A 14,409-nucleotide genomic window follows, 5' to 3' on the forward strand; every position below is an offset into this window, starting at 1 on the left:
CCTTCTATAAAGAAGAGCGGCGTTTTTTCTTGCCGGTCTGTCAGGCGCCGAAACCACCGTCGATGGTCAGGCTGGCACCGGTGATGTAACCGGCTTCCGGCCCGGCCAGATAGGCGACGAAGCTGGCGATTTCATCGGCGGTGCCGTAACGACCGACGGCCATCAGCGGGATCAGGCTGTCGGCGAATTCGCCGTGGGCCGGGTTCATGTCGGTGTCGACCGGGCCAGGTTGCACGTTGTTGATGGTGATGCCCCGAGGACCGAGATCGCGGGCCAGGCCTTTGGTCAGGCCAACCAGTGCCGATTTGCTCATCGCGTACACGCCGCCACCGCCGAAGGGCATGCGATCGGCGTTGGTGCTGCCGATGTTGATGATCCGCGAACCTTCGCCCATGTGCTTCGCCGCTTCCTGGGAAGCGATGAATACGCTGCGCACATTGATGGCCAAAGTCTGATCGAAGTCTTCGAGTTTGAAATCTTCCAGCGGCGCGATGGCCAGCACGCCGGCGTTGTTGACCAGAATGTCCAGGCGCCCAAACGCTTCGACAGTGGCGCTGACGGCGTGGCGAATCGCGCTGGCATCGGCGCTGTCAGCCTTGATTGCCAGAGCTTTGCCGCCGTTGACGGTGATGCTGTTCTGCAGTTCTTCGGCTTTGGCGGCGGAGCTGACGTAAGTGAAAGCGACGGCGGCGCCTTCAGCGGCCAGACGTTTGACGATGGCTGCGCCGATGCCGCGCGAACCGCCTTGAATCAGAGCGACTTTGCCGCTGAGGTGTTGAGTGGTCATGTTCGATCTCCAAGTGTTCAAGGCGGAATGCCTTGGTGTTGGTGCCGAGTATCGGCGTGGCATCGACAACCGGGTAGACCATGATTGCTATAGTGTGTGTAAACCAGAAGTTTATAGTGGCGATCATGGAAACGTTCAGCAGTATCGAATGCTTTGTGCGCAGTGCCGAAGTCGGCAGCTTTGCGGAAGCGGCGCGACGCTTGAGCCTGACCCCGGCGGCGGTCGGCAAGAGCGTGGCGAAACTGGAGGCGCGGCTCGGCGTGCGGCTGTTCCAGCGTAGTACACGCAGCCTGACCCTGACCGAAGCGGGGCAGCTGTTTTTGAGTGAAGTCAGCGCCAGCCTGACCACCATCCAGAATGCCGTGGCCAATCTGGCCAGTGCCGGCGGGCAACCGGCCGGCACGCTGAAAGTCAGCATGGGCACGGTGTTTGGCCGTCTGTATATCGTGCCGCTGCTCGGTGAGTTTCTGCAGCGTTATCCAGCGATCAACCCGGACTGGCATTTCGATAACCGTCAGGTCGACCTGATCGGGCAGGGCTTCGATGCGGCGATCGGCGGCGGCTTTGAACTGCCCCAAGGCGTGGTTGCGCGCAGGCTGACGCCGGCGCATCGGGTGTTGGTTGCATCGGAGGATTATCTGCACAACCATGCGCCGATCAGCCATCCCGATGACCTCAAGCAACACGAAGGCATTCTGATCCGCTCACCGCAGACCGGGCGCGTGCGTTCCTGGCAACTGACTCACCGCGATCAGCAACACAGCCCGCTGACGTTGCGGGCGCGGATGACCATGAGTGATTCCGAGGCGGCCTGTGCAACGGCGATGCAAGGTTTGGGCATTGCGCTGGTGAGCATGCCGTTTGCGGTCGCGTATCTTCAAGCCGGGACGTTGCAGCGGGTGCTGCCGGACTGGTTTGTCGATGACGGCAACATTTCGATCTATTACGCCGAGCACAAATTGTTGCCGGGAAAGACCCGGGCGTTTGTGGATTTTGTGATTGAACAGTTTGCTGAGCAGGGACTGGGGCGGCGGTTCAGTGCTATTTGAGTAGGGCTTGGGACCGAGTCGTTTTCATTCGCGAGCAGGCTCGCTCCCACAGGGAGACGCGGTGCAAATGTGGGAGCGAGCCTGCTCGCGAAAAGGGCAACTCGGTTTCGAATGGATAACTCAGCGAGCAAACCGCCCCGGCCAGCCAATAATATTCTTCGGCCGTGGCGTCGCATACGTGCGCACCTTCGACGTCGACAACTTCAAGCGCACCAGTGATTCGGCAATCATCACCGCCGCCGTTACGCCATCCACCACCGGCACGCCGGTGCGCCGGCGAATCTGCTCGTCCAGCCCGGCCATGCCGCCGCAGCCCAGGCAAATCACCTCGGCCTTGTCCTGGGTCACCGCCAGTTCGGCCTGCTGCACGATCGCTTCCAGTGCGCGCTGCGGTTCGTGTTCAAGCTCGAGAACCGCCAGACCACTGGCGCGCACCGAGGCACAGCGATCCCACAGGCCGGACAATTTCAGTCGATCCTCGATCAACGGCACGGTGCGATCCAGCGTGGTCACCACCGAGTAGGCATGGCCGAGAAACATCGCGGTGCTGGCCGCCGCATCAGTGATATCAACCACTGGCACGTTGAGCAATTCCTGCAAGCCTTCGCGGCCATGTTCGCCGTAGCCGGCCTGGATCACCGCATCGAATGGTTGATCGTAAGACATCACTCGATCCATCACGGCGATGGCGGCCAGGTAGCTTTCGAAATTGCCTTCAATCGATTCGGCGCCGAAGTACGGGGTCAGGCCGACGATTTCGGTGCCGGGCGAAGCGACGGCCTGCGCCGAGCGGGCGATGGCATCGGTGATGGATTCGGTGGTGTTGACGTTGACCACGAGAATACGCATGGAAAATCCTTATTGCGGGCAGTGGTGCGGCCCGAAAACCGGGCCGCGAAGGGATCAGTGGCTGACGTTATCCACAGCGATGCACTCGCCGCTGACGTCGGCGTAATGGGTGTGACGTTTGGCGACGATCAGGTAAAGCATGCCGGCGATACCGGCACCGATCAGCCAGGAGAACGGCGAAACGCTGTGGAAACCGGGCACCAGCGCCAGGACGATGGCGATCAGCGCTGCAGGAATAAACGCCGCCACCGCGCGGAAATTGATGCCACGGCTGTAGTAATAAGCGCCGTTGGGGTCTTCGCTGTAGAGCTGCGGCACATTGATCCGGCCTTTGCGGATCAGCCAGTAGTCGACCATGATCACTCCGTAAAGCGGGCCGAGCAGGGCGCCGAGGCCCGACAGGAAATACACGATCACCAGCGGACTGTTGTAGAGGTTCCACGGCAGGATCAGTACAGCGATGGTCGCGCTGATCAGCCCGGCGCGGCGGAAGGTCAGGTACTTCGGCGCCAGGTTGCTGAGGACGAACGCCGGGGCGACGAAGTTGGCCATGATGTTCACCGCAACGGTGACGATCAGAAAAGCCAGGCAGCCGAGCACCAGAAAGAATGTGTTGGGGATCGAGGCGATGATCTCGGTCGGGCTTTCGATGATTCGCCCGTTGATCTGGAACTGCGCGCCACACAGCAACACGGTAATCGCGGCGAATACCAGAATGTTTACCGGCAAGCCCCAGAAATTTCCCACCTTGATAGTCTTGCGGCACGGCGAAGAACGGGCGAAGTCGCAGAAATTGAGAATCAGCGTGCCGTAGATCGCCAGCCACAACGCGCCGCCGGCAAAGATGTTGCGCCACATCTCGCCACCGGTCAGCGGCTCGCGGATCGACCAGGCAATGGTCGCGTTGGCCTGGAAATACATCCACCCGGCGAGGGCAGCAACCGTCAGCAGAATCACTGGTCCGGCAAATGCCTCGTACCGGCGCACCATCTCCATGCCGTAGGCAAGGATCGCCAGTTGCACCAGCCAGATGGCAACGAAGCACACCCAGCCCAGGCTCGACAGGCCCAGAATCGAGTCGTGGTCGTATTCGGCGAAGCCGGGATGCACGGCAGTCAGCAAGACGCGGAATACCACCGAGGCGAGGTATGTCTGAATGCCGAACCAGGCGATGGCGATAACCGCCCTGATCAGTGCAGGAATTTGCGCACCGTGGATGCCGAAGCTGATCCGGCTGATCACCGGAAACGGCACCCCGGTTTTCTGCCCCATGTACCCGGACAGGTTCATGAAGAAGTACACCAGCGCCGCGCCGATCCCCAGCGACAACAGAATCTGCCAGCCGCCCAGCCCCAGTGCATACAGGCCGATGGCGAACGAGTAGTTGGCGATGTTGTGCACATCGTTCGTCCACAGGGCGAAAATGCTGTACTGGCCCCAGCGCCGGCCCTCGGCTTTGGTCGGCGCCAGATCGCTGTTGTGCAGACGCGGGCTCAGTTGCAGCGGCTCACTCAGTTCGTCATCGGGCAACGGTTGATCGAGCGTGGAGGAGGGCAGATTCAGCGCGATGTTATTCGAAAGACTTGTACGCATTCCGGCAGGCTCCTGACGTTCCCCCGCGCGATGACTGTGCATGAGCGCTCAGGCTCGACAAATCTTCTGCGCGGCGGTGAAGACATCACTGGTTACGGGGCATCTGCAGCCTGTACGGGATAGGGCGCTTCAGGCTTGCGGATCGAAAGTGTGCATGTTTTGCAGTTTTGTATACAAAACATGTATGCGATAAAGCCAGATTTGTGCCAGTTGCGGATCTATTGGCATCGTGGCTCATTTCGAATAGTTATGGATGCGGCATAAGTCGCTGAAAAACAGGCGTTATAAATTGATCGATTGGACAGGTATTTTTTCAGAGGAGGGATTTTGTAGAGGGATACGCAGATGGGATTCTGCAGGGGGATGTAACTTTTCAGGGCGTGAAAACCGAAAGTGCACACATAAATGGCACCGATGGTGACAACCTTGTGTACATCTTTTGTGTGCCTGGCACCTATCAATGTGGGAGCGAGCCTGCTCGCGAATGCGGTGGATCAGGCAACTGAAACGTTGACTGGAACTGCGCTTTCGCGAGCAGGCTCGCTCCCACAGGGGAACTCATTTCAGCAAATGATCAAACCTTGCTCTTGCTGATGATGTTCCCGGCATGCAACCCGCATTCTTTCTGCGTGGCTTCTTCCCACCACCAGCGGCCTTCGCGTTCGTGCTGGTTCGGCAGCACCGGGCGGGTGCAGGGTTCGCAGCCGATGCTGATGAAACCGCGCTCGTGCAGGCTGTTGTAGGGCAGTTCGAGCATGCGGATGTAACCCCAGATCTCTTCGCTGGTCATTTGCGCCAACGGGTTGAACTTGTACAGGGTGCGTTCCGGTGTCGAGAAGGCTGTGTCGATTTCCAGCACCGCCACAGCGCTGCGGGTGCCCGGGCTCTGGTCGCGGCGCTGGCCGGTGGCCCAGGCTTTGACCTCGGACAACTTGCGCCGCAGCGGCTCGATCTTGCGGATGCCGCAGCATTCGCCGTGGCCATCTTTATAGAAACTGAACAGGCCTTTTTCCTTCACGAACGGTTCGAGTTTCGTGTAGTCCGGCGAGACGATTTCGATGTCGATCTTGTAGTGCTCGCGCACCTGTTCGATGAAGCGGTAGGTCTCCGGATGCAGGCGACCGGTGTCGAGGCTGAACACTTTGACGTTCTTGTTCAGTTTCCACGCCATGTCCACCAGCACCACATCCTCGGCGCCGCTGAAAGATATCCACAAGTCATCGCCGAACTCGGCGAAGGCGAGCTTGAGGATGTCCTGGGGGGATTTATTGGCATAGGTCGTGGCGAGTTCCACGACGTCGAACGTTGGGCTCATCAGGGCGGCTTCCTACAGGTCAGTGGCGCTCGGGCGCTCTATAGGGGGCCGATGGTAACAAAAAGCTGCCGCGCTCGGGGCGTCCTCTGCGTTGCGCACCTCAGGTGCAGGCGCTAGAGTTCGGCCTCGCTCGACTCAATAATCACTACAAACGGGAGTGTCTTGTGGAAATTGCTTGCCTGGATCTTGAAGGGGTACTGGTACCGGAAATCTGGATCGCCTTCGCCGAAAAAACCGGAATCGACTCCCTCAAGGCCACCACCCGGGACATTCCCGATTACGACGTACTGATGAAGCAGCGCCTGCGCATCCTCGATGAGCACGGCCTCAAGCTCTCGGACATTCAGGAAGTGATCGCCACACTGAAACCGCTGGACGGCGCGGTGGAGTTCGTCAACTGGCTGCGCGAGCGTTTCCAGGTGGTGATTCTCTCGGACACTTTTTATGAATTCTCGCAGCCGCTGATGCGCCAGCTGGGCTTCCCGACCTTGCTCTGCCATCGCTTGATCACTGACGAAAGCGCTCGGGTGACGGGCTATCAACTGCGTCAGAAAGATCCCAAGCGCCAGTCGGTGCTGGCATTCAAGAGCCTGTATTACCGGGTGATCGCGGCGGGTGATTCGTATAACGACACGACCATGCTCGGCGAGGCGGATGCGGGGATTCTGTTTCATGCGCCGGACAACGTGATTCGCGAGTTTCCGCAGTTCCCGGCGGTGCATACGTTTGAAGCGCTGAAGCAGGAGTTCCTCAAAGCCTCAAACCGCGATCTCAGCCTGTAAATCGCGCCCTGTAGGAGCTGCCGAAGGCTGCGATCTTTTGATTTTTAAAAGCAAAGATCGCAGCCTTCGGCAGCTACAGGGATTGTGTCATTCAGAGGCTTTGCAGGGTTTCCAAGAGAATTCTGACTTTGGTCATCGATTCCTGATACTCCGCCTGCCAGTGCGAATCAGCGACAATCCCGCCGCCGCCCCAGCAGCACACTTGACCATCCTTGACCAACAGACTGCGGATGGCGATGGAGCTGTCCATCTCGCCGCGCACGTCCAGGTACAGCAACGATCCGCAATACAAACCACGCCGGGTCGGCTCCAGCTCGTCGATGATCTGCATCGCCCTAATCTTCGGTGCGCCGGTGATCGAGCCACCGGGGAAGCTGCCCGCGATCAGGTCCAGCGCATCACGATCCGCCGCCAGTTCACCGGTCACGCTGCTGACCAAGTGATGCACATTCGGATAACTTTCCAGACTGAACAACTCCGGCACCCGCACCGAGCCGATGCGGCAGGTGCGCCCGAGGTCGTTGCGCAGCAGGTCGACGATCATCAGGTTCTCCGCGCGGTCCTTGGGGCTGGCCAAGAGTTCGGCGGCGTTGGCGGCGTCTTCGGCTGGGGTGACGCCACGGGGGCGGGTGCCTTTGATCGGCCGGGTTTCGACTTGGCGTTGGCTGACTCTGACGAAACGTTCCGGTGACAGGCTCAGCACCGCGCCGCCGTTGGGCAGGCTCTGGAACCCGGAGAACGGCGTCGGGCAGGCCTGACGCAAAGCGCAGTAAGCCAGCCACGGATCGCCTCGGCATTCCGCGCGAAAGCGTTGCGCGAAGTTGACCTGATAACAGTCGCCGGCCTGGATGTAATCCTGAATGCGCTCGAACGCCTGACGGTAATCGTCGGCCGAGAGATCGGCCGTCATCGGATTATTCAGTTTGAACGGGGTCAGCGTGTCAGCAGTGGGCTGGGTGAACAGCGCGATCAGTCGCTGCCGTTCACTGTCAGCAAGCGAAGGATGAAAGACCAATTGGCTGGTTTGCGCGTGGTGATCGCTGATCAGCGCCCAGTCGTACAGGCCGAAACGCGCATCGGGCAGTTGCAGGTCATCCAGCGCCTGACTCGGCAGGTTTTCCAGATGCCGGCCGAAGTCGTAACTCAGGTAGCCGATCAGCCCGCCGGCAAACGGCAATTCGTACCCGGCAGGCAATTGTGCATCGCCCAAGCGGCTGAGGTTGTCACGCAGGCGCTGGAGGAAATGTGCACCGCTTTCGTCCGGCAATACCGCCAGTTGTTCCAGCGGCCAGGCGCTGAGCACGTCATAACGGCCGCGCTCGGCGCTCGGCCGGCCGCTGTCGAGTAGTACGGCGCCGGGGGCATTGCGGATGGCCGCGAAGTAGTCGGCGGGATTGGCACGGTAGGGCAGTGGGTGTACGGAACAGGTCAGCATGGGCGGGGCAGATCGGCCGTTGAGGCGGGGTGGGGATTGTAGTCCTCTGCGGGAATTGCTCCTAGAGGGGATGTCGGCGATTGGCAGATGGGCGGCAGGCTTGAGGCTCGTGGTGGCAGGAAGTCCGCCTTCGTGAGCAGGCTCGCTCCCACAGCGGATTGCATTCCAATGTGGGAGCGAGCCTGCTCGCAAAGGCCGCGACTCGGAGTCGGATCAGCCCTCGACCGCAGGAATATGCCCAAACATTTCCTGGGTAAACGCCACCCGCTCTTCAACCGATTCCTTTACGCCCCGCGCCTTCAGCTCTTCCAGCCGCGCTTCCACCGCGTGAGTACGCAACGTCAGCCCGCAATCGTTGGCGATCTGGATGTTCAGCCCCGGCCGCGCATTCAGCTCAAGAATCAGCGGGCCCTTTTCCTGATCGAGCACCATGTCCACGCCGATATAACCCAGCCCGCACAGCTCATAGCAGCCGGCGGCGAGTTTCATGAAACCGTCCCAATAGGGCAGTTGCACGCCGTCCACCGCGTTGGTGGTGTCGGGGTGTTTGGTGATGATGTTGTTCAGCCAGGTGCCGCGCAGCGTAAGGCCGGTGGCCAGGTCCACACCGACACCGATGGCGCCCTGATGCAGGTTGGCCTTGCCACCGGACTGGCGGGTCGGCAAGCGCAACATTGCCATCACCGGGTAACCCATCAGCACGATGATGCGGATGTCCGGCACGCCTTCGTAGCTGATGCTTTTGAAGATCTGATCCGGGGTCACGCGGTATTCGATCAGCGCGCGGTCGCGGTGGCCGCCCAGCGAATACAGGCCGGTGAGGATGCTGGAGATGTGATGCTCGAGCTCTTCGTGGGCGAGGATCTTGCCTGACACCGTGCGATAACGGCCCTCGAAGCGGTCGGCGATGACGATGATGCCGTCGCCGCCCGCGCCCTGCGCCGGTTTGATCACGAAGTCGTTGCGCCCGCCGATGATCTCGTCGAGCTTGTCGATTTCCTTCTCGGTGGAGATCACCCCGTACAGCTCCGGTACGTGGATGCCGGCGGCGATGGCGCGTTCCTTGGTGAGGATCTTGTCATCGACGATCGGGTACAGGCTGCGCTTGTTGTACTTGAGCACGTAGTCCGCGTTGCGGCGATTGATGCCCATGATGCCGCGCGCCTCGAGGGCCTTCCAGGTCTTCCAGAAACCGAACATCAGGCGTCAGCCTTCTTCAGGAAGGCCTTGAAACGCACCAGTTCGGTCAGGCGGTAGCCGCGATAGCGACCCATCGCCAGCATGAAACCGACCAGAATCAGCAGGATCGCCGGGAAGGTAAACACGAAGTACACCAGCTCCGGCACGGTCATGATCAGGTGCGCCAGGGAGGCGGCGAACAGCGTGCCGATCGCGACTTTCAGCGCATGGTTGGCGCCGCGTTCTTCCCAGGTGATCGACAGACGCTCGATGGTCATGGTCAGAATCACCATCGGGAACAGTGCCACCGACAGGCCGCGCTCAAGCCCCAGCTTGTGGCTGAACAGACTGATCGCCGCAATCAACACCACAACGAAGGTCAGCACCACCGACAGGCGCGGCAGCATTTGCAGCTTCAGATGTTCGAGATACGAGCGTAGCGACAGGCCCAGCGCGGTGATCACCGTGAACAGCAGAATGCCGAAGCCCAGCTGCGTTTCGCGGAAGGCGAGGGCGATCAGCACCGGAGTGAATGTGCCCAGGGTCTGCAGGCCGATCAGGTTGCGCAGGATCAGGATTACCAGCACGCCGATCGGGATCATTACCATGATCATGAAGGTCTGCTGGGTCTGCAGCGGCAGGCCATACAGCGAGTAATCGAGGAAGTTGGCGTCAGTGTTTTCGTCGGTCAGCTTGGCCAGACGAATCGCGTTCATCTCGCTGTTGTTCAGGCTGAAGGTCACGTTGGCTTTCTTGCCGCCGTCGACGGTGATCAGGTTTTCGTCACCGGTCCACCACAGCAGGCGGTCGGTTGGCAGGCCTTGCTCACCGGTTTCCGGGTTGAAGTACAGCCAGTCGTTGCCGTTGAAGCTGCGCAGCCACAGTTCGGGTGTCTGTGGCTGATCGGCGACGAGGCGTATGGTGTGGACTTTTTCTACCGGGACGTGGGCGATCGACAGCAGCAGTTCGACGATTTTGGCTTTGTGCGAAGTCGACGGATCGCCGGCCAGCAGCAATTTGACGTTGTCGTCGTTGAGGTTGTTGACGCGCTTGATCGCCTCGCCAATAAAGGTTTCGACGTCGGCCGAGTGTTGGCGGATCGGCGCGAGCAGGGCTTCGGCGGCGATCTTTTCCGGGCCTTCGATGACCATGCTGTCACGGAAGGTCGGGCCTTTGACCTTGGATTTTTCCGCGGTGTAGCGCTTGGTCAGCACCAGACGGTAATACAGCGTCTGGTTGCCTTTGGCGCGGCGGGCCGACCAGGTCACCTTGCGGTTGCCGTCGATGCGGTTGACCGCGACGCCGTAGTTATTGGAGATGAAGCTTTCGTTGAGGCTGACGTAATCGCGGCTCAGCGGCGGCACGAACATCTGGATCTTCACCGGATCCTTGGTGCTGGCGACGAACTCGACCTTGGCGTCGATGTTCCACAGGTCGTCGGTGGCGTCTTCGGTCACCGGGATGCCGAGCACGAAAATCTGATAGGCCGTAACCGAAACGCCCAGCAGCACCAGCACGGCGATCAGGATTTTCAGGTGGAAGGTTAGAGAACGCATGGAAATTACTCGGCGGTGTGAGCGGCGATGGTGCAGGCAGGTTTGCCGGCAGCGTATTTAAGACTGGGGTCGACCAGCGCGTCGAAGCGTTTCAGCGCCTCGGAGCCGATCAAAAGCGGGTATTGGAACGCACTTCGGTCGGTGAGGTTCACTTCGATGCTGCGCAATGCCGAACCCATGCAGATATCCAGCTCGATCACCGGGCGGGCGGTGTACTGCTTGCCTTCTTCCGGATCGTAGTCGCCGGCGCGGCGCTTGATCTTGCTGACCCGCGCCAGCGGCCGTTCGATGGGGTGTGAATGCGCGGCGTCGATGGCCAGGTAGAAACGTACCCAGGATTCACCGTTGCGTTTGAAGCGTTTGATGTCGCGGGCGCTCAGCGAGGCGGTTTTCGCCCCGGTGTCGAGTTTGGCCGCAACTTCGAGATTGATGCCGTCAAGCGAAGCGTATTCGTTGAGGCCGTACACGGTTTTTTCCCCCGCGGCGGCGAGGCCGGGCAGGCAAAACAGAGCAAAAAAGGTGGGGAAAGGCTTGAGTCTCATAAATCCTGGTGCGCAGCGTTCCGTTATCGGTTCAGGTGCCCGCACAACCGTGCGCAAGCCCCCGCGTGTGCCTGGCAGCTTTTTATGGCAAGCCGTACAAAGACCCGCAAATGCGGGCGGCATTCTAGCACGGTGGTTTTATGGCGCCAGCGCTTGGGGCAGGGTGTAGCAAGATCAAAAGATCGCAGCCTGCGGCAGCTCCTACATTTCGATTTGCGTGCGCCCTGTAGGAGCTGCCGAAGGCTGCGATCTTTCTGAGGTTATTAGACGATTGTCGACAATACCTATTTATCCTTTGACTGATGCGGTCTTATTGGCTAGTTTTTGCCGCATTGGATTTAAAGGTGTCGACAATCATGCTGGATCAACTCGATCCCCCGGTCATCAGCGGTGACGATTCCGAGACGCTGTCGGAAAACGTCTTTCGGCGCATTCAGGCGGCCATCGTCAAAGGCGAGATCGCCCCGGGCAGCAAGATCTCCGAGCCGGAACTGGCGCGCACCTATGGCATCAGTCGCGGGCCGTTGCGCGAGGCAATCCATCGTCTTGAGGGCCAGCGCTTGCTGGTGCGTGTGCCGCATGTCGGTGCGCGGGTGGTCTCCCTCAGCCATGCCGAATTGATCGAACTCTATGAAATCCGTGAATCCCTCGAAGGCATGGCCTGCCGCCTCGCCGCCGAGCGCATGAGCGTCGAGGAGATCGACGAACTGCGCCGGGTCCTGGAAACCCACGAACGCGATGCGGCGTTTCAGGCCGGCGTCGGTTATTACCAGCAGGAAGGCGATTTCGACTTTCATTACCGGATCATCCAGGGCAGCGGCAATCGCACGCTGACGCAGATGCTTTGCGGCGAGCTGTATCAACTGGTGCGCATGTATCGCATCCAGTTTTCCACCACGCCGAATCGCCCGCACCAGGCCTTCGCCGAACACCACCGCATTCTCGATGCCATCGCCGACCGTGACGGCGAGCTCGCGGAATTGTTGATGCGCCGCCACATCGGCGCGTCGAAACGCAACATCGCCCGTCACTACGAGGACGGCGCCCACAACAAGACAGCCACTGAACGAGGTGATGCATGACTTCCAACCTGAACACGCCGGGCCAGCGCTTCCGCGATGCGGTCGCCAGCGAGCATCCTTTGCAAGTGGTCGGCGCGATCAACGCCAACCACGCGCTCCTGGCCAAGCGCGCCGGTTTCAAGGCGATCTACCTGTCCGGCGGCGGCGTGGCCGCAGGCTCGCTTGGCGTGCCGGATCTGGGCATCACCGGGCTGGATGATGTGCTGACCGACGTGCGGCGGATAACCGATGTCTGCGACCTGCCGCTGCTGGTGGATGTGGATACCGGTTTCGGCTCGTCGGCCTTCAACGTGGCGCGCACGGTCAAGTCGATGATCAAGTTCGGCGCGGCGGCGATTCACATCGAGGATCAGGTCGGCGCCAAGCGCTGCGGCCATCGCCCCAACAAAGAGATCGTCAGCCAGCAGGAAATGGTCGATCGCATCAAAGCCGCCGTCGATGCCCGTACCGATGACAGCTTCGTGATCATGGCGCGCACCGATGCGCTGGCGGTGGAAGGGCTGGAGTCGGCACTTGATCGCGCGGCGGCGTGCATCGAGGCGGGCGCCGACATGATCTTCCCCGAAGCGATTACTGAACTGGACATGTACAAGCTGTTCGCCAACCGCGTAAAAGCCCCGATCCTGGCCAATATCACCGAGTTCGGCGCAACGCCGCTGTACACCACCGAACAACTGGCCGGCGCCGACGTCTCGCTGGTTCTTTATCCGCTGTCGGCTTTCCGCGCGATGAACAAGGCGGCGGAAAACGTCTACACCGCGATCCGCCGCGATGGCACGCAACAGAATGTCATCGACACCATGCAAACTCGCATGGAGCTCTATGATCGTATCGATTACCACACGTTCGAGCAGAAGCTCGATGCGTTGTTTGCACAGAAGAAAGGCTGAACAAAACCCTGTGGGAGCGAGCCTGCTCGCGAAAGCGGTGGATCAGGCAATGTCAAAGTGACTGACACGACGCTTTCGCGAGCAGGCTCGCTCCCACAAGTTTTCCCCATACAAATTCAAAAAGATTGGAGAACACAATGGCCGAAGCAAAAGTACTCAGTGGCGCCGGGCTCCGGGGCCAGGTTGCTGGGCAAACCGCACTGTCCACCGTGGGCCAGGCCGGTGCCGGGCTGACTTATCGCGGCTACGACGTGCGTGAACTGGCCGCCGACGCGCAATTTGAAGAAGTCGCCTATCTGCTGCTGTACGGCGAACTGCCGACAACAGCGCAACTGGCCGATTACCAGGCCAAATTGAGCAAGCTGCGCGACCTGCCGCAAGCGCTTAAAGAAGTGCTTGAGCGCATCCCGGCTGACGCGCATCCGATGGACGTCATGCGTACCGGTTGCTCGTTCCTCGGCAACATCGAACCGGAGAAAGACTTCTCCGAGCAGCGCGACAAAACCGACCGTCTGCTCGCCGCGTTCCCGGCGATCATGTGCTACTGGTATCGCTTCAGCCACGACGGCAAGCGCATCGAGTGCGTCAGCGACGAGCCGACCCTTGGCGGCCACTTCCTGCACTTGCTGCACGGCAAGAAGCCGAGCGAACTGCACGTCAAGGTCATGAACGTGTCGCTGATCCTCTACGCCGAACATGAATTCAACGCCTCGACCTTCACCGCGCGTGTTTGCGCTTCGACTTTGTCGGATCTGTACTCGTGCGTGACGGCGGCCATCGGTTCGCTGCGCGGTCCATTGCACGGCGGCGCCAACGAAGCGGCGATGGAAATGATCGAGCGCTTCGGTTCGCCGGAAGAGGCGATCAAAGGCACTCTCGGCATGCTCGAGCGCAAAGACAAGATCATGGGCTTCGGCCACGCGATCTATAAGGACAGCGACCCGCGCAACGAGGTGATCAAGGGCTGGTCGAAAAAACTCGCGGACGAGGTCGGTGACAAGGTGCTGTTCCCGGTATCGGAAGCCATCGACAAGACCATGTGGGAGCAGAAGAAACTGTTCCCGAATGCCGACTTCTATCACGCCTCGGCTTACCACTTCATGGGTATCCCGACCAAGCTGTTCACGCCGATCTTCGTCTGCTCGCGCCTGACCGGCTGGGCCGCGCACGTGTTCGAACAACGTGCCAACAACCGCATCATCCGTCCAAGCGCCGAATACACCGGCGTCGAACAGCGCAAGTTCGTGCCAATCGAACGCCGCTGAAATGGTGGGCTGACCCGGAACCAGAGAACACCGCTAGACCCTGTGGGAGCGAGCCTGCTCGCGAAGACGGACTGACATTCAACAT

At 60.2% G+C, this 14,409-nt stretch carries 13 protein-coding genes and 1 pseudogene; 5 read left to right on the forward strand and 9 right to left on the reverse strand.

Going from position 1 to position 14,409, the window contains the following annotated elements; translation table 11 throughout:
* Positions 1-40 precede the first annotated feature (40 nt).
* Positions 41-787: a 3-oxoacyl-ACP reductase family protein gene (locus AB4N53_RS02080; protein ID WP_460117748.1), complete on the reverse strand. Its 747-nt coding sequence runs from the start codon at positions 785-787 to the stop codon at positions 41-43.
* A 125-nt stretch (positions 788-912) separates the two neighbouring features.
* On the opposite strand from AB4N53_RS02080, the gene AB4N53_RS02085 reads away from it, so the two are divergent.
* Positions 913-1,836 (forward strand): LysR family transcriptional regulator, encoded by a 924-nt coding sequence (locus tag AB4N53_RS02085; RefSeq protein ID WP_460117750.1) that lies wholly within the window; start codon positions 913-915, stop codon positions 1,834-1,836.
* 120 nt (positions 1,837-1,956) lie between these two features.
* Here AB4N53_RS02085 and AB4N53_RS02090 read toward each other — a convergent pair whose 3' ends face one another.
* The 4 genes and pseudogenes from AB4N53_RS02090 to AB4N53_RS02105 form a co-directional block, all read right to left on the reverse strand.
* Positions 1,957-2,685 carry an aspartate/glutamate racemase family protein gene (locus tag AB4N53_RS02090; RefSeq protein WP_460117751.1) on the reverse strand — a complete coding sequence of 243 codons (729 nt, stop codon included), beginning with the start codon at positions 2,683-2,685 and terminating at the stop codon, positions 1,957-1,959.
* A gap of 54 nt (positions 2,686-2,739) precedes the next feature.
* Positions 2,740-4,278 (reverse strand): NCS1 family nucleobase:cation symporter-1, encoded by a 1,539-nt coding sequence (locus AB4N53_RS02095; protein ID WP_460117753.1) that lies wholly within the window; start codon positions 4,276-4,278, stop codon positions 2,740-2,742.
* A gap of 463 nt (positions 4,279-4,741) precedes the next feature.
* Positions 4,742-4,840, reverse strand: a pseudogene (locus AB4N53_RS02100) (metal ABC transporter ATP-binding protein); the annotation flags it as partial.
* 12 nt (positions 4,841-4,852) lie between these two features.
* On the reverse strand, positions 4,853-5,593 hold the full coding sequence (locus AB4N53_RS02105; protein WP_460117755.1) for a phosphoadenylyl-sulfate reductase: 741 nt from the start codon (positions 5,591-5,593) through the stop codon (positions 4,853-4,855).
* 164 nt (positions 5,594-5,757) lie between these two features.
* On the opposite strand from AB4N53_RS02105, the gene thrH reads away from it, so the two are divergent.
* On the forward strand, positions 5,758-6,375 hold the full coding sequence (gene thrH / locus AB4N53_RS02110) for a bifunctional phosphoserine phosphatase/homoserine phosphotransferase ThrH (RefSeq protein WP_460117756.1): 618 nt from the start codon (positions 5,758-5,760) through the stop codon (positions 6,373-6,375).
* 91 nt (positions 6,376-6,466) lie between these two features.
* Here thrH and pabB read toward each other — a convergent pair whose 3' ends face one another.
* From pabB to rloA, 4 genes are all read right to left on the reverse strand, one after another.
* Complete coding sequence (pabB, locus tag AB4N53_RS02115) at positions 6,467-7,810, reverse strand: aminodeoxychorismate synthase component I (RefSeq protein ID WP_460117758.1); 1,344 nt, start codon at positions 7,808-7,810, stop codon at positions 6,467-6,469.
* A 213-nt stretch (positions 7,811-8,023) separates the two neighbouring features.
* The gene (locus AB4N53_RS02120) at positions 8,024-9,010 is read right to left on the reverse strand and encodes an alpha-L-glutamate ligase-like protein (RefSeq protein WP_071171576.1); all 987 of its coding nucleotides are present in this window, start codon (positions 9,008-9,010) and stop codon (positions 8,024-8,026) included.
* Positions 9,010-10,545 (reverse strand): osmotic stress tolerance membrane protein RloB, encoded by a 1,536-nt coding sequence (rloB, locus tag AB4N53_RS02125; RefSeq protein ID WP_460117760.1) that lies wholly within the window; start codon positions 10,543-10,545, stop codon positions 9,010-9,012. Before rloB ends, AB4N53_RS02120 begins: the two co-directional genes overlap by 1 nt.
* 5 nt (positions 10,546-10,550) lie before the next feature.
* A complete protein-coding gene (rloA, locus tag AB4N53_RS02130; RefSeq protein WP_039762988.1) occupies positions 10,551-11,087 on the reverse strand; it encodes a retropepsin-like aspartic peptidase RloA in 537 nt (178 codons plus the stop codon).
* 359 nt (positions 11,088-11,446) lie between these two features.
* On the opposite strand from rloA, the gene AB4N53_RS02135 reads away from it, so the two are divergent.
* The 3 genes from AB4N53_RS02135 (at position 11,447) to prpC (ending at position 14,324) form a co-directional block, all read left to right on the forward strand.
* Positions 11,447-12,169 carry a GntR family transcriptional regulator gene (locus AB4N53_RS02135; RefSeq protein WP_177180867.1) on the forward strand — a complete coding sequence of 241 codons (723 nt, stop codon included), beginning with the start codon at positions 11,447-11,449 and terminating at the stop codon, positions 12,167-12,169.
* Positions 12,166-13,059: a methylisocitrate lyase gene (gene prpB / locus AB4N53_RS02140; RefSeq protein WP_024012298.1), complete on the forward strand. Its 894-nt coding sequence runs from the start codon at positions 12,166-12,168 to the stop codon at positions 13,057-13,059. The genes AB4N53_RS02135 and prpB overlap by 4 nt, the downstream gene beginning before the upstream one ends.
* A 137-nt stretch (positions 13,060-13,196) precedes the next feature.
* The gene (gene prpC, locus AB4N53_RS02145) at positions 13,197-14,324 is read left to right on the forward strand and encodes a bifunctional 2-methylcitrate synthase/citrate synthase (RefSeq protein WP_460117762.1); all 1,128 of its coding nucleotides are present in this window, start codon (positions 13,197-13,199) and stop codon (positions 14,322-14,324) included.
* Positions 14,325-14,409 lie beyond the last annotated feature (85 nt).

It is taken from the genome of Pseudomonas sp. H3_E04 (genome assembly GCF_054668915.1).